Genomic DNA, 14,986 nt, shown 5'->3' with positions numbered 1-14,986 from the left:
AAACGGCAAGGCGTGGTGAAAGTGCTTCGTCATCGCCGCCGCTGGCGCGAGGCGGGCTGGGCTGGGGCCGATCCGCTCGGCTGCCATCGGGCCTTCGCCGGAGCGATCTCCGAGGCCCTGCCACCGGTCCGCGCCCAGATGGCGCAGACGCGGGCGTCGGGATCGATCACCGAAGGGGGATCGCGCTGGACCACGTGGGCGGCTTGGACGCCTCCGGGCCGCGCCCCCCGACAGCCTGACCTGTCTCATCAGTCGGCCAGGCCGAGGCGATAGGCCACGACCTGGTCGGCCACCTCGGGCTTCAGGATCGAATTGCCGCCCGCCACGAAGGCCACGTAGTCCACGCCCTCGTGGGTATAGACCGCCGGGATCGCGACGGCGGGCGCCTCCACGAGGTCCGACCACAGCTCCTCGCCCGTGGCCGCGTCGAGCGCGCGCACGCGCGCGTCCATGCTGGCGCCGATGAAGATCACGCCTCCCGCCGTCGCCACCGGGCCGCCCAGCGTGGGCGACCCCCAGTCGCGCAGGCCGTGGAAGCCCCACATCTGGGCCAGGCCGAAGGGCACCTCGTAGAGCCGCTCCCCCGTCCGCAGGTCGTAGGCCGAGAAGGTGCCGTAGGGCGGCTCCCAGCAGGGCAGGCCCAGGCCGGTGCGCCATTCGGTCAGGTGGATGCCGTAGGGCGAGCCCTCCTGCGGGTGGTAGCCCTCCTCGTTGCCGCCCTCGATCTCGCCGCCGCCGCTCATCAGCCCTTGATACTCGTCGCGCGGGATGAGGCGGATCACCTGCACGACGTGCATCGAGTTGATGTAAAGGATGCCGGTCCGGGGATCGACCGCCGCGCCGCCCCAGTTGTTGGCGCCGGCGGTGCCGGGATAAAGGAGGGTGCCCTGTTCGGAGGGGGGCGTGAAGATGCCCTCGTAGCGGTAGGCCTCGCGCTCGCGCGAGCATTGGCCGCCGCTCAGGAGGTCGGCGAGCCACCACGTGTCGGGCATCTCGAAGGGGTCGTTGGTGGGCGGGGGATGCAGCACGAAGGGCTGCGTCTCGGCCGCGACCTCGCCCTCGGCGTCCGAGGCCGGCACGGGGCGCTGCTCGATGGGGAAGACGGGCTCGCCCGTGCGGCGGTCGAGGACGAAGAGGAACCCCTGCTTGGTCGTCTGCACGAGCGCGGGGACCGTCTGGCCGTCCCTCTCGATGTCGATGAGGACCGGGGCCGCGGGCGTGTCGTAGTCCCAGATGTCGTGGTCGATGAGCTGCCGGCTCCAGGCGACCTCGCCCGTCTCCATGTCCACCGCCGTCACCGAGGTGGCGAGCGGCACGCCCTCCAGGCGGTTGCCGCCCCAATAATTGGGCTCGGGCGAGGAGATGGGGACATAAATGAGGCCGAGCTCCGGGTCGGCGGACATGGAGCTCCAGATATTGGCGGTGCCGGTCACGGGGATCAGCTCGGGCGGGATGAAGCCCGTGTCCCAGAGCAGCTCGCCCGTGCGGGCGTCCACCGCCATGAGGTTGCCCGGCGGGGCGACGGCGTATTCCCAGTCCATGCCCGACCAGCCGATGAAGATGGTGTCGCCGACCACCGTTGGCGGCTGGAGCAGGGAGAAGGGGAACACGTCGTTGACGTCGTTCCACTGGTTGACGTTGAGCACGCCGCCCTCGCCGAACTCCTCGCAGGGCTGGCCGGTGTCGGCGTCCACGGCGTGCAGTTCGGCGTCCATGGTCCCGAGGAGGACGCGCTTCTCGCAGGGGCCATCCCGCCCGCTCTCCCAGTAGGCGACGCCCCGGTTCTTGAGCGCGGGCTGGGTCAGCGCCTCGAGCGTGGACTGGCTGTCGTAGCTCCAGCGCTCCCGGCCGGTGGCGGGGTCGAGCGCGATGATCCGGTAGAAGGGCGTGCCGAGGTAGAGCGTGCCGTTGGCGTAGATGGGGGTGGCCGACCAGACGGTGGCGGGCCGCTCGCCCGAGCCGTCCGACACGTCGCCGGTGTGGAACTCCCAGGCGCGTTCGAGCCGGGCCACCGTCTCGGGCGTGAAGGTCGCGACATCGGCGAACTTGGTGGCGGCAAGGCTGCCGTTGAAGTTGTCCCAGACCGGCTGGTCGGCGGCGGCGGGCGCCCCGAGGCAGGCGAGGAGGGCGGCGCAGCGTGCGGCAGCGGGCATCAGGCGAGCCTCCGGCGGGGGCGGACGAGGAGGGCGACCACGACCCCGAGAAGGGCCAGGGCCATGAGGATGGCGAAGGCAGGTTTCATGAGGAACCAGGCGGCCAGCGCCGTGAGGGCTGCGCCCAGGACGAGCAGGGTGCCGAGGAGCCCGCGCCAGCCGCCCCGGATCTCCGGGATCGCCGCGACCAGGGCGCCCAGCGTCACCGCCACGGCCCCGGCGAGCGCGAGGCCCGCGCCGAGCGTCCCGTCCACCCCGGAATCCGGCGCGATGTAGGCGCGGCCCCCGAGCACCGCGCCGGCCAGCGCCAGCAGCGCGGCCAAGATGTAGGCGATCCGCAACGTCCGTCTCCTTCCCGCTTCCGTTCAGGCCCCCAACGAGCGGAGCGGGCAAAAGGTTCTGCCACTCCGCTCATCGGCGCCGGGGATCGGGTGGGAAACTTGCGTCGCGGGCCGCCAGCGCGACGCTATCGGCCCCGGTCGGATGCCGGGCGGGCTTGGGCACCGGCCCGACGGCGCGCGGGCCGTCCGGGATCTTGTCGCGCCAGAGCCGGAGCGGGGTGGCGAGCCGTGTCGCGGTGAACGACGGAATGATCGTCTCGCCTTGGCCTGCGTGGAGCCCTGGAGGGACTCCGGGCGAGCCGTCCCGCACGGAGGTCGCAGGGACAAAGCTCTCAAGTCAGCTCCCGCACGACGGGGACGATCGCCCGGGCCCGCGCAGGACCACCCAGGCGAGCAGCGCCGTCACCAATCCGCCGGCGAGGTTCGAGGCGATCACGGTGAGGAGCAGCGCGCCGAAGAGGTCGCGCCCGGTCTGGAGCAGCCAGCCGGCGAGAAGATCCCCGGCTTCCGGCGTGGTTGATGCTCCTCGACGACGGTGGCCGCGCCGGTCCGGAGTCGCGGGGCGGGAACAAGGTCGATACAGGCCGGATCGTCGGCCCTTCCCACGTTCCCGCCGACCCACGGGCGTCGGCGCGGTCTGGCCTGGACCGATCCGAGGCTGGCGAATCGGCAAGGCGCTTGCCCGAGCGCGGTCAGGGTCGCCGCTCCGTCCGGTCCCGCGCCATGATCGCCCCTGGGTGCCCCACGATCCGGGCCGCGAGCTCGTGCCCGGCCTGCCCTGCGGCCTGCGGCCCCTCGCCCCCGAGCCGCGCGGCGAGGTAGCCCGCGTTGAAGCCATCCCCGGCGGCCGTGGTGTCCACCACGCGAGGCGCGGGCGGGTAGGCGCCGTGCGGCAGCGGCCGCCCCCCGGTCCAGAGGTGCGGCCCCTCTGCCCCGTCCTTCAGCGCCACCTCCGCCACGCCGTGGCCCGCCAGCCGGGCGAGCGCCGCCTCCACCGTCTCGCCGGGCCAGAGCCGCGCCTCGTCGTCGCGCGAGGGCAGCGCCACTGTCGTGGCGCGCCACATCGCGTCGTAGGCCGCCCGCGCCTCGTCCTCGCCGGCCCAAAGACGCGGGCGGTGGTTGCTGTCGAAGGCCACGAGCCGGCCCTCCCGCTTCAGGCGCGCGCAGAGCGCGATGAGCGCCGCGCGATGCCCGGGCGGCAGGATGGCCAGCGTGATGCCCGACAGGTAGAGGGCGTCGAAGCCGGCCAGCCGCTCCATGTCCACCCCGCCCGGGCCGAACATCCCCCGCGCCGCCGACTCGCCCCGCCAATAGGTGAAGGAGCGCTCGCCCGTCGCGTCCAGGCTGATGGCGTAGAGCCCCGGCGCCCGCCCCGGCAATCGCGCCACCAGGTCGGTCCCGAGCCCCTCGGCCGCCATGACGCCCAGCATGAGGTCCGAGAAGCTCTCATCCCCCAGCGCCGTGACGAAGGCCACCTCCGCCGCCCCGCCCAGTGCGCGCTTGAGGTAGATGGCGGTGTTGAGCACGTCGCCCGCCACCCCGATGCGCGCCTCACCCCGGACAGGGTCGAAGCCCGACAGCTCGATCATGGCCTCGCCCACGCAGGCGATGCGGATAGGGGGCATGGGATCCTCTCGCGTTCTGACCCGATCTTGGGCTGGACTAACGCCACGCGCGTGGCGCGTCGAGCGACGGCGCGCCGTCCCCGGGCCGGCCGCCGGCGCTCGTTGACCGCCACGGCAAGGAACACGATCGCGCCGCTCACCGCGAACTGGATGTGGGGCGGGATGAATAGCACGTTCATGGCATCGCCAGGACTCGCCAGGGCAGCAGGTCAGGCGCCGAGGCGTCGGACACGTAGCCCGTCCGGCTCAGGAACAGGAACCCCGCGAGCGCCGTCAGCACGAAGCAGATCACCCTAACACAGTGGACCGGCAGCCCCGAATAGCGGGCCGCCCGCTCGTTGCCGCTCACTGCATCGACCCGCTTGCCGAGGGCCGCGCCGTTCAGCAGCCATGCCGTCGCAAGGATGATCCACGCGAACATACCGACTGCCCCCGGGATGCCAGGGATACGGCTGCCTCCGAAGCCATGCCGTCAAAGCCAGCGTCGGCGACTTGGCGAAGTTCCGCACCAGCTTCTCCGCGTAAAATGGCTGGATCATCGAGACAGGGAGCGACCCCAGAATGGGTTCCATAGAGGCGATGTGCCTGAGGCACTCCGAGCGCGTGGGCTCCCGGCGGCCGGTGAACCTCGTCGAGACGAGATACTCTCGCTTGAGGTCCGCGAAGCTGCGCGCTGCGGGAACCACCCCGATCGGCTTCCCATCGAATTCCTTGCGCCTGCAACGGGAATTCCGGCGAGGTCCGGATCGGCCGGGAGGCGCCTTCCAGTGGCGCAGTGGCAGCAGGTCTCAACCTGGCCAGACTTGAGCGTCCTCTTCTTGGACTGAACGCCGGGGATGTCGAGTTTCACCGGTGAGCCCCCATCGCCCTGATGGCGTCCAGGACGGGATCGACCAGCGACCCGTGATCGGGCTGGCTGGCAACGGCCGCCGGCGTGCGGTCGAGGAAGCGATCGACCTCCGGGCGGGACCACCGGACATTGCCGGCGAGCATCCGGGGCCCGGGAAGCGGCCAAAGATCCACGGCTTTCCGGAAGTCGCCGCCCGACCGACCGGTGTAGGCCGCGGCCTGCTCGTCCGACAGCAGCAAGGGCCAGCCAGGCAGGTCCTTCAGGTGCTCGATCGTTGGTCCCATCACCGGTCGTCCACCTTCTCTCGTTCTGAACGGGATCTCGGATGGACGCTCAAAGCCTGGAAAGCTGACGTAGCGGAAGACGACCCAGGCCCGGTCCAGCGACGCCCACATCCGAACCGGGCACGTTGCCCGATGAACGGGGCTCCGCGAACCTCCTTGCGAACTCGGACACGAGCGGTATTTCGGCCGATCTGCGTCATGACGAAGGAGGTGCAGCGGGGTTTTCTAGCGGCCCAAGGGCCACCTCCTGGGGCTTTGTTGCGCAAGGCCCGTTGGGGTCCTCATGTGGGGGCGGCGGGTTAAGGGCTGGCATGACCAAGCCTGTCCCTCCGACCTGCCGCACGACGGACCGGCGAACCGACACCGCGGCCCTGGGGCAGCGTGGCTCGTTGCAGGTCTGGCTTGATCCCGAGATGGAGTGGCTGGCAGCCCCGAGTGGCCGGCGCGGTCGCTCGGCCACCTTCCCGGACGCGGCGATCCAGACCTGCCCGATGCTGAAGGCGCTGTTCGGGCTGCCCCTTCGGCAGACAACTGGATTGGTGGCAAGCCTTCCGGGGCTTGCGAAGCTCGACGGGCCGGTGCCCGACTTCAGCACCTTGTGCCGGCGCCAGCGGGATCTGACTGTCGCCCCCCTTGCCGCCCGAGCATAGGGGCGCTGCGCCTAGTGCCTAGAGCGGCGCCTGCGGGAAGGCACCTGGCTCGGCCACGTGGCCGAGCACGTGGCTCTCGAGCTCCAGACGCGGGCGGGTCACCCCGTCACTCGCGGCAAGACGCGGAGCGTCAAGGGCCGGCCCGGCGTCTACAATGTGATGTTCGCCTACGAGGAGGAACCCGTAGGCCTGCTGGCCGGGCGGCTGGCGCTCGGGTTCGTCCAGAGCCTCCTGCCCGACGATCTCCGAGGCATCGAGGGGCTGGACCGGCTGGCCGAGGGTGACGGCGCGCCCTTCGATCTGGAGGCGGCGCTCCAGCACCTCACGCGGCTCGCCCGGCGCGTGGGCCTGGGGCCCAGCACCAAGGCCATCGTCGCCGAGGCGCGGCATCTCGGCCCTGCGGCTGGACAGGTCGAGCCTGATCCAGCTCGGCACCGGCGCCCACCAGAAGCGCATCCGCGCGAGCCTGACCGGCGTCACGGCCCAGACCGCACCGACGAGATCCACCCTGACAACGCGGCCATCGCGCGGCGGGCGGCGCTCTGCGTGGGCCTCGACGTGGCAGTCAGCGACTTCGTGGCGCCCGACATCGCCCGGTCCGTGCGCGAGACGGGCGGCGGCATCATCGAGGTGAACGCCGCGCCGGGCCTGCGCATGCACCTGCAACCCTCCGAAGGGCGGGCGCGGAACGTGGCGAGGCCCATCGTCGATCACCTCTTTCCCAAGTGAATGCCCGCGCGCGTTCCGGTCTTCGCGGTCACCGGCACCAGCGGGAAGTCCACCACCGTGCGGATGCTGGCGCATATCCTGGGCCAATCGGGTCTGACCGTCGGGTTCACGACCACCACCGGCATCCACATCGGCGGGGAGCAGATCGCGACGGCCGACGCCTCGGGTCCGCGCAGCGCCCGGACCATCCTGCGCGACCCCACGGTCGAGGTTGCCGTTCTCGAGACCGCGCGCGGAGGCCTGCTGCGCGAGGGCTTGGGCTTCGACCAGGCCGACGTGGGCTGCGTCCTGAACGTGAGCGCCGATCACCTCGGCCTCAAGGGCGTGGACACCATCGAGGACCTGGCCAACGTGAAGTCGATCGTGGTGGAGTCGGTCGCCCGGCACGGCACGAGCGTGCTCAACGCCGACGACCCGCTCACGGCCGCCATGGCCCGGCGGGCCGGCGGGCGGATCTGCTTCTTCTCGATGAGGGCGCCCGACGATCGCCCGGCGTTCCTGCGCGACCACATCGCCCGGGACGGTCTCGCCGTGGTGCGGGAGCCGGGCGCGTTCGGGGGCGACATCGTCGTCCACGAGGACGGCGACGCGCTCTTCGTCATGAGGGCCGCCGAGGTACCGGCCACCATCGAGGGCTTGGCCGAGTTCAACATCGCGAACGCACTCGCGGCCATGGCCATGGCCTTCGCACAGGGCCACGAGGTCGGGCAGATACGCGCGGCGATGGCTGGCTTCACCTCCGCCTTCGAGCACTCGCCCGGCCGTCTCAACATCTTCGACGGTCACGGCTTCCGGGTCATCCTGGACTACGCCCACAACCCGGACGGCCTACCGGCTCGAGGAGCCGGTCATCGTGGACCGGCGCGTGGGCAAGTACCTGCCCCACATGGGAGGACCGGGCTGGGACTGGAAGAACGGCGAGCCGAGCCAGCCCGGCTGGCAGGGCTGGCCCCTGACCTGAGCACCCGGCCGCCGTCCCGGTCCGCCGCCTGGACCTGGCGTGCTCGCCAGGCCGGCGTCATCAAGGCACGCTTCCCGCACTTGGGACCGGGCTCCGGCCCCGTCTGGTCCGCTTGCCCGGGCGGCGCGCGCTCCCATGTTGATGTCATTGCCGGGACGTCCGTGGCCCTTCGGTGACTGTGAGACACGACTGTGCTCCCGCCCTCATCCTGCGTGGACCCCATGTCCTCCGAACATCCCCTTCTGTCCCAGCTCGCCCGCGCCCTCGACCTGTCCGGGGCCGAGGCCGCCGCAGTCCGCGCCGTCCCGGTCCAGTCGGTCGCCATCCGGGCGGACCAGGCGATCTCCCGCGAGGGCGATCTTCCGTCCCGGGGCTGCCTCGTCGGCGAGGGGGTCGTCTGCTTCCTCCAAGGTCGCCGCCGGCGGCAGGCGCCAGATCAGGGCGCTGCACGTCGCGGGCGACATGCCGGACCTCTACATCCTGCCCCTCAAGCTCCTGGACAGCGACATCTGCCGAAAGGACGAGGCAGGAACCAGGGAGGCGAAAGGGCAAGAACGGTCGGCCAGATCAAGAGTTACGATGACCCCCCGACCCCCTTGGGCCCGAACGTCGGACGGCGCCCTGACCTATGTTTGCCTCGATTCGTTCCTTTGATGCCAAGGCTGTTTCGAGCGACCGCCGAAGCCGGCTCTCGACGGCAACGGCCTTGGACGGACGCCGGCCATCTCGGGCTCGAGGCTTGCCTCGACGCGCAACCCTCGCGCGAAGGGCGTCGGGTTTCCGGGCGCTGATGCTCGGCGCGTCGGGGTGCGGGACCGACCCCGCCGCACCTCCGGCATCTTTCTCCGGTCCGTCCGGACTCGTCAGCCCCCAGGCCCGCGAAGGCGGCACCTCGTCTGGACGGACGGCAGGTCGGTCCGGCATCGGGCAGCGGCCTCTGCCTTCTCTCGCCATTCAGGGGAAGGCCCGGCGCATGACCAAGCCCATCAGGTGGGCCACGTCCATCACGAGGCGGGGGTCTGGACAAGGGCGTGGATCGCGACGAGGCCGAGCGCCACGCCTCGCACAGGGTCCATGCGCCAGACGCATGCCTGCTCCGCGTTCCCGTTCATTGTGCAGATGCAGCATTAGCGCTAACTCTGAGGAGAAGACGCGACGGGCCATCCTCCTCCCGGCCTTGTCGCTCACTGGATCGGAACGGCCGCCCTCTTCTCCTCCCTGGGCCGGCCCCTACCGTAGCAAGGCGGCGCCCTCCTCCCGGGTGGCCGCCTTTTTCTTTGAACGGGGCCTGCAATGGGCTGCGGGTGCGTTGCGGGCAGACGGTCCCGGCTCCGAGGTGTTGGAGCCAGAACTGATACGCGAGGACAGGAGCCTGTTTCTGGTTGCTCTCCCAGATGCGCCATCGTTCTATCCGATAGGACGACAGGTCCGACATCTCGGGATACCCCCATGATTGGGACGCGCATCGAAGGCCTCGTGGACGCAATGACGCTGGAGGAGCAGGTCAGCCTGCTCTCCGGCCGGGACTTCTGGTCCTTGCCTGCCATCGAGCGGCTCGGGATCGGCTCGCTCCGCGTGACGGACGGCCCCAACGGCGCGCGCGGCGGCGGCTCGCTCATCGGCGGCGTCCGGTCGGCGGCCTTCCCGGTCGGCATCGCGCTGGGCGCAACCTGGGACCCGGACCTGGTGAGCGAGATCGGCGCGGCGCTGGCCGACGAAGCGAAGGCCAAGGGCGCGCATGTCCTCCTCGCGCCCACGGTGAACCTGCATCGGACGCAGACCAACGGGCGCAACTTCGAATGCTATTCCGAGGACCCGGTGCTCTCGGCCGAGCTGGCCGTTGGCTACATCGAGGGCCTGCAAGGGCAGGGGATCGCGGCGACGGTCAAGCACTTCGTCGGCAACGAATCCGAGATCCAGCGCACCACCATCTCCTCCGAGATCCACGAACGCACCCTGCGGGAGCTGTACCTGGTCCCCTTCGAGGCGGCGGTGAAGCGGGCGGGCGCCTGGGCGGTGATGACAAGCTACAACCGGCTGGGCGGCACCTACACCTCCGAGCATCCCTGGCTGCTGACCGAGGTGCTGCGCGGCGACTGGGGCTTCGACGGCGTGGTGATGTCCGACTGGTTCGGCAGCCACTCGACCGCGCCCACGATGCTGGCGGGGCTCGACCTCGAGATGCCGGGGCCAGCGCGCGACCGGGGCCACAGGCTCGTCGCCGCCGTGGAGGCGGGCGAGGTCGCGGCAAAGGTCGTGCGCGAGCGGGCGCTGAACGTCCTGCGGCTCATGGCGCGGACGGGGGCGCTGGACGACCACCGCCCGCGCGAGGAGCGGGCGGAGGACCGGCCCGAGCATCGCGCGCTCATCCGCCGCGCGGGGGCGGAGGGGATGGTGCTGCTGGCCAGCGACGGGACGCTGCCGCTGCGCGAGCCGGCCTCGGTCGCCGTGATCGGCCCCAACGCCAAGGTGGCGCAGATCATGGGCGGGGGCTCGGCGCAGCTCAACGCGCATTACCGCGTGTCCCCCTGGGACGGCCTCGCGGCGGCCCTGGGCAAGGAGCGGCTCACCCACGCGCACGGCTGCGACAACGCCAAGTTCCAGCCGGTCCTGCCGGGGCCGCTGCGGATGGAGATCTTCGCCAACCGGGCTCTCTCCGGCGAGCCTGTGGCCGTGGAGGAGATGCCCGAGGCACAGGGCTTCTGGTTCGGCACCCTCAACGGCGGCGCGAGCGCGAGCGACTTCTCGGCGCGGATCACCGGTCGCTTCACCGCGCCCCGGTCGGGCACCTGGACGGTGGGCCTGCGCGCGGCGGGGCTCGCGCGCGTGCGAATCGATGGCCGTGAGGTCGCCGAGGCCTGGGAGAGCTGGACGCGCGGCACGACCTTCTTCGAGGAGGGCAACGACGAGGTGCTGGGCGAGGCCGTGCTGGAGGCGGACCGGACCTACGAAATCGAGATCCTGTTCGCGACCAGGCCATCCGAAAGCCTGGGCTTCTCGGCCCTGGCGGTCGGGCTTGGCCTGCCCTCGGGCGACGCGGAGATCGACGAAGCCGTGGAGGCCGCGCGCCGGGCCGAGGTGGCCGTGGTCTGCGTCGGCCGCGACGCCTCCTGGGACACCGAGGGCGCGGACCTGCCGGGGATCGCGCTGCCGGGACGGCAGGCGGAGCTGATCGAGGCCGTCGCGGCCGCCAACCCGCGCACGGTCGTCGTGCTCCAGACCGGCGGGCCTGTGGAGATGCCCTGGCTGCCCCGCGTCGCGGCCGTGCTCCAGGCCTGGTATCCAGGGCAGGAGGCCGGGAACGCCATCGCGGACGTGCTGCTGGGGCGTGCCGAGCCCGGCGGGCGGCTGCCGCAGACCTTTCCCGCGCGGATGGAGGACGGAGCGACCTTCTCCCAGGACCGGGAGGTCTATCCGGGGCTCGACGGGCGGGTGCGCTACGAGGAGGGCGTGTTCATCGGCTACCGTCACCACGACCGCGTGGGCACGCCGCCCCTGTTCCCCTTCGGGCACGGGCTGTCCTACACGACGTTCGCGATGGCCGACCTCGCCGTGGCGGAGGACGGCGGGGAGGTCCGGGTCGCCGTCACGGCGACGAACACCGGCGCGCGGGCGGGCTCGGAGGTGGTGCAGATCTACGTGACGCCGGCGCCGGCCCCCGTGCCGCGGCCCGCGCGGGAGCTGAAGGGCTTCGCCAAGGTCCGCCTGTCCCCCGGCGAGAGCCGGCGCGTGGAGATCGCCCTGCCCGCCCGCGCCTTCGCCCGGTTCGACGCCGAGCGGCGGGAGTGGGTCATGGAGGCCGGGACTTACGGCATCGAGGTCGGCAGGTCCGCTGCGGACCTGCCCCTGAGCGGAGAGTGGATGGCCAGGACGGCGCGGCGCTGGGCGCCCTGAAGGCTGGCCTTGGCGGGGCAGTCCGATCGCCGGAACGCTCCAGCCCACGACATCACCCGTTCAAGCCCTCTCGACGCATGAAGGTCACGCCCATCGGCCCGGTTCAGGGCGCCTGATCCCAAGGCGGGGCGTCACCGGAGGCTCGCGCGAGGGCGTCGATGAAGACCCGCAGCTTCATGGGTGGCGTCGGCCGGTCCAGGAACGGCGCGCAGAGATCCGGCGCGGGCGGCCCAGTCGAGAACCCGGACAAGGTCGGCCACGCCCATCCGCCGGAGGCCGGCCTTCGTCATGCGCCCAGGGCCTCGCGCAGCGACCGAGGCGCCGAGGGCAGGCTCCGCAGGTCGAGCGAGGACACGAGGTCGAGGAGGTGGCCCTTCATCAGCTCCTCGGCCCGGTCGCCGTCATGGTCGGCCAGCGCGGTCAGGAGCGCGTGGTGGGCGTGGCTCTCGCAGAGGGCGGCACGGCGCTGCCAGTAGAGCGCGATGATGAGTGAGGAGCGGGCGACGAGCTGGCCGATGAACTCGGCCACCGTGGCCTGGTCGGCGATGCGGGCGATCTCCTGATGGAACAGCCCGGACTGGCGGAGCGCGAGGCCCGCGTGGCCGGCCGACATGGCCCGGTGCTCCTCGTCGATATGGGCCTGGAGGCGGGCGATGTCGGCGGGGGTCGCCCGTTCGGCGGCGGATCGGGCGGTGCGGGGCTCCAGCAGCGCGCGGGCCTCGAAGACCTCGCGCGCCTCGCGAATCGTGGGCTGGGCGACGAAGGCGCCCCGGTTGCGGCGCAGCGTGATGAGCCGTTCGTGCGACAGCCGTTGCAGGGCGGCGCGGACCACCGTGCGGCTGACGCCGTAGATCGCGCCCAGCTCGTCCTCCGACAGCTTGGTGCCGGGGGCGAGGCGATGCTCGTGGATGGCCAGCGCCAGCCGCCCGGCGATCTCCTCGGCGGGGCCGTGGGTGGTGGCGTGCCCGTTCTCCATGCCTGTCCTGCCTTGCTCGTCGGGATGATCCTGTCCGGGCCGGGCTGCCGGGGCAATCGCGCGGCCGTCGGGGCGACAGGATTGTATACAACCTTGTCCAAGAAAGCGACGCGGGCCCGTGCGGGGCGGCGCGCATTTGGGCAGGTCGTGTCCCGGCCCGCCCCGGGGCCGGTTTTTCGTGGTCCGCCGGGCGCGGGGGCCGCCATGCTCCTTCCAAGGCGAACGGAGGGACCATGCGGACGGGTCACGATCTTGAGCTGGTCCATGTGACCAAGCGTTACGGCGACGCCGTGGCGGTGAACGACGTGAGCCACCTGTTCCGGGGCGGCAGCTACGTCTGCCTGCTGGGGCCCTCGGGCTGCGGCAAGTCCTCGACGCTGCGGATGATCGCCGGGCACGAGGGGGTGTCGGCGGGGTCCATCGTGCTGCACGGGGCGGAGGTCACGCACCTGCCCCCCGCGCGGCGCGGCACGGCGATGATGTTCCAGAGCTACGCGCTGTTCCCGCACCTGAGCGTGCGGGACAACGTGGCCTTCAGCCTGCGGATGAAGGGCGTGGACAAGCCCGCGCGCCACCGCCGGGCGGGGGAGTTGCTGGAGCTGGTGGACATGGCGCGGCACGCCGACCGCCTGCCGTCGCAGCTTTCGGGCGGGCAGCAGCAGCGGGTGGCGCTGGCCCGCGCGCTGGTGACGGACCCGCAGGTGCTCCTGCTCGATGAGCCCCTGTCGGCGCTGGACCCGTTCCTGCGGGTGCGGATGCGGGCCGAGCTGAAGCGGCTCCAGCGCGAGCTGGGGATCGGCTTCATCCACGTCACCCACGGGCAGGACGAGGCCCTCGCTCTGGCCGACGAGATCGTGCTGATGAACGACGCCCGCATCGAGCAGGCGGGCCCGGCGCGCGAGATCTTCAACGCGCCGCGCACCGAGTTCGTGGCCCGCTTCATGGGCGGGCACAACGTCATCGCCCTGCCCCAGGGCCGCTTTGCGCTGCGCGCCGACGACGTGCGGCTGGCGCCCGAGGGGGCCGAGGCGGTGGTGCGGGCCGTCGAATACCAGGGCGGGCACGTCGCGCTGACCGCGCGGATGGCGGGAGAGCAGGAGCTTCTGGCGCTCATCCCCGAGGCGGCGTTCTTCGCCGATCCGAAACACCCCGGCGACGCCGTGCGGCTCGCCTGGGACGAGGGGCGGCTGCACCGCCTCCACGCCTGACCATCAACGATAACAGGGACGGGAAAACGACATGAGCATGAGCAAGATGCGATACAGCCGGCGCAGCCTCCTGAAGGGCGGAGCCGCCGCCTTCGCCGCGAGCGCGCTGCCCGCGCCGATGATCTGGGCGCAGGAGATCAAGGACGTGACCCTGCGCCAGTTCGGCACCGGCGTGTCGAACCTCAACGAGGTGGCGCAGAAGGTGAAGGAGGACCTGGGCTTCACGCTGGAGATGACGGCGCTGGATTCCGACGCTGTGACCCAGCGCGCGGCCACGCAGCCCGACAGCTTCGACATTGCCGACATCGAGTACTGGATCGCCAAGAAGGTCTGGCCGACCGGCAACCTCCAGGCGATGGACACCTCCAAGATCGCCAACTACGGCAAGATCGTCGGCATCTTCCGCGACGGCAAGCTGACCCCGGAAAGCACCATCGCCCAGGGGACCGCGCCGCACACGGTGGGCTTCACGTCGGGACCGGGCGGCACCGACTTCGCCGCCGAGGAGACGGGCTGGATGACCCTGATCCCCACCATCTACAACGCCGACACGCTGGGCATCCGCCCCGACCTGATCGGCCGCCCCATCGAGAGCTGGACCGAGCTCCTGAACCCCGAGTTCGCGGGCAAGGCGTCCCTCCTCGACATCTCCTCCATCGGCATCATGGACGCGGCCATGGTCTGCGAGGCGATGGGCGAGATCCAGTATGGCGACAAGGGCAACATGACCCGCGACGAGATCGACCGAACCATGGCGATCATGACCGAGGCCAAGCGGGCCGGGCAGTTCCGGTCCTTCTGGAAGACCTTCGACGAATCGGTGAACCTGATGGCGAGCGGAGAGGTCGTCATCCAGTCGATGTGGTCGCCCGCCATCACCGCCGTGAAGTCGCGCGGCATTCCCTGCGTCTACCAGCCGCTCAAGGAAGGCTACCGGAGCTGGGGCGGCGGCATCGGGCTGTCCTCCAGCCTGTCGGGCCTGCCGCTCGATGCGGCCTACGAATACATCAACTGGTATCTCTCGGGCTGGGTCGGCGGCTTCCTGATGCGGCAGGGCTACTACTCGGCGGTGCCCGAGACCTCCAAGGCCTTCATGAGCCCGAACGAATGGGGCTACTGGTTCGAGGGCAAGCCCGCCGCCGAGCCCATCTCCAGCCCCTTCGGCGACGTCCTGGCCCAGCCGGGCGAGGTGCGCGACGGCGGATCGTTCCACGAACGGATGGGCCATGTCGCCTGCTGGAACTCGGTCATGGACGAGAACCAGTACATGGTCCGCAAGTGGAACGAGTTCATTGCCGCCTGAGACCCTGAGCCT

The 14,986-nt window shown here is 71.2% G+C and carries 11 protein-coding genes and 1 pseudogene; 6 read left to right on the top strand and 6 right to left on the bottom strand.

The genetic code is table 11. From position 1 onward, the window contains the following. Positions 1 to 248: 248 nt before the first annotated feature. From J2Z33_RS10700 to J2Z33_RS10680, 5 genes are all read right to left on the bottom strand, one after another. Positions 249 to 2,153: a pyrroloquinoline quinone-dependent dehydrogenase gene (locus J2Z33_RS10700; protein WP_209840667.1), complete on the bottom strand. Its 1,905-nt coding sequence runs from the start codon at positions 2,151 to 2,153 to the stop codon at positions 249 to 251. Further along, positions 2,153 to 2,494, bottom strand: a complete 342-nt coding sequence (locus tag J2Z33_RS10695) for a hypothetical protein (RefSeq protein WP_209840665.1) — start codon at positions 2,492 to 2,494, stop codon at positions 2,153 to 2,155. Before J2Z33_RS10695 ends, J2Z33_RS10700 begins: the two co-directional genes overlap by 1 nt. Positions 2,495 to 3,186: 692 nt before the next feature. Continuing rightward, positions 3,187 to 4,119 carry a sugar kinase gene (locus tag J2Z33_RS10690; protein WP_209840663.1) on the bottom strand — a complete coding sequence of 311 codons (933 nt, stop codon included), beginning with the start codon at positions 4,117 to 4,119 and terminating at the stop codon, positions 3,187 to 3,189. 175 nt (positions 4,120 to 4,294) lie between these two features. Beyond that, entirely contained in the window at positions 4,295 to 4,540 is a 246-nt protein-coding gene (locus tag J2Z33_RS10685) for an ABC transporter permease subunit (RefSeq protein ID WP_209840661.1), read from the bottom strand. A 425-nt stretch (positions 4,541 to 4,965) separates the two neighbouring features. Then, entirely contained in the window at positions 4,966 to 5,253 is a 288-nt protein-coding gene (locus tag J2Z33_RS10680; RefSeq protein ID WP_209840659.1) for a hypothetical protein, read from the bottom strand. Positions 5,254 to 5,564: 311 nt separating this feature from the next. Between J2Z33_RS10680 and J2Z33_RS10675 the strand changes: the two are divergent. The 4 genes and pseudogenes from J2Z33_RS10675 to J2Z33_RS10660 form a co-directional block, all read left to right on the top strand. Continuing rightward, positions 5,565 to 5,879 (top strand): annotated as a pseudogene (locus tag J2Z33_RS10675) (transposase); the annotation flags it as partial. A 54-nt stretch (positions 5,880 to 5,933) separates the two neighbouring features. After that, a complete protein-coding gene (locus J2Z33_RS10670) occupies positions 5,934 to 6,632 on the top strand; it encodes a cyanophycin synthetase family protein (protein ID WP_245218781.1) in 699 nt (232 codons plus the stop codon). Further along, positions 6,633 to 7,769 (top strand): Mur ligase family protein, encoded by a 1,137-nt coding sequence (locus J2Z33_RS10665; protein ID WP_209840653.1) that lies wholly within the window; start codon positions 6,633 to 6,635, stop codon positions 7,767 to 7,769. It abuts the gene before it with no gap. Between the two features lie 1,273 nt (positions 7,770 to 9,042). Next, positions 9,043 to 11,487, top strand: a complete 2,445-nt coding sequence (locus J2Z33_RS10660) for a beta-glucosidase (RefSeq protein WP_209840651.1) — start codon at positions 9,043 to 9,045, stop codon at positions 11,485 to 11,487. A gap of 286 nt (positions 11,488 to 11,773) precedes the next feature. Here the strand turns inward: J2Z33_RS10660 and J2Z33_RS10655 are convergent, their stop codons facing one another. Next, a complete protein-coding gene (locus J2Z33_RS10655) occupies positions 11,774 to 12,463 on the bottom strand; it encodes a GntR family transcriptional regulator (protein WP_209840649.1) in 690 nt (229 codons plus the stop codon). A 233-nt stretch (positions 12,464 to 12,696) separates the two neighbouring features. On the opposite strand from J2Z33_RS10655, the gene J2Z33_RS10650 reads away from it, so the two are divergent. Further along, the gene (locus tag J2Z33_RS10650) at positions 12,697 to 13,671 is read left to right on the top strand and encodes an ABC transporter ATP-binding protein (RefSeq protein ID WP_209840647.1); all 975 of its coding nucleotides are present in this window, start codon (positions 12,697 to 12,699) and stop codon (positions 13,669 to 13,671) included. A gap of 37 nt (positions 13,672 to 13,708) precedes the next feature. After that, a complete protein-coding gene (locus tag J2Z33_RS10645) occupies positions 13,709 to 14,974 on the top strand; it encodes an ABC transporter substrate-binding protein (protein ID WP_209840646.1) in 1,266 nt (421 codons plus the stop codon). The last annotated feature ends 12 nt before the right edge of the window (positions 14,975 to 14,986 follow it).

The organism is Rubellimicrobium aerolatum (genome assembly GCF_017872975.1).
GTDB lineage: Bacteria > Pseudomonadota > Alphaproteobacteria > Rhodobacterales > Rhodobacteraceae > Rubellimicrobium > Rubellimicrobium aerolatum.
The sequence above is the reverse complement of the archived record's forward strand: the minus strand, read 5'-3'. Positions and strand labels throughout refer to the sequence as shown.

Excerpts from the sequence above, each read along its gene's own strand:
- J2Z33_RS10680 (WP_209840659.1), bottom strand. The coding sequence starts at position 5,253 with ATGGGACCAACGATCGAGCACCTGAAGGACCTGCCTGGCTGGCCCTTG.
- J2Z33_RS10645 (WP_209840646.1), top strand. The coding sequence starts at position 13,709 with ATGAGCAAGATGCGATACAGCCGGCGCAGCCTCCTGAAGGGCGGAGCC.
- J2Z33_RS10665 (WP_209840653.1), top strand. The coding sequence starts at position 6,633 with ATGCCCGCGCGCGTTCCGGTCTTCGCGGTCACCGGCACCAGCGGGAAG.
- J2Z33_RS10655 (WP_209840649.1), bottom strand. The coding sequence starts at position 12,463 with ATGGAGAACGGGCACGCCACCACCCACGGCCCCGCCGAGGAGATCGCC.
- J2Z33_RS10660 (WP_209840651.1), top strand. The coding sequence starts at position 9,043 with ATGATTGGGACGCGCATCGAAGGCCTCGTGGACGCAATGACGCTGGAG.
- J2Z33_RS10700 (WP_209840667.1), bottom strand. The coding sequence starts at position 2,153 with ATGCCCGCTGCCGCACGCTGCGCCGCCCTCCTCGCCTGCCTCGGGGCG.
- J2Z33_RS10690 (WP_209840663.1), bottom strand. The coding sequence starts at position 4,119 with ATGCCCCCTATCCGCATCGCCTGCGTGGGCGAGGCCATGATCGAGCTG.
- J2Z33_RS10650 (WP_209840647.1), top strand. The coding sequence starts at position 12,697 with ATGCGGACGGGTCACGATCTTGAGCTGGTCCATGTGACCAAGCGTTAC.
- J2Z33_RS10685 (WP_209840661.1), bottom strand. The coding sequence starts at position 4,540 with ATGTTCGCGTGGATCATCCTTGCGACGGCATGGCTGCTGAACGGCGCG.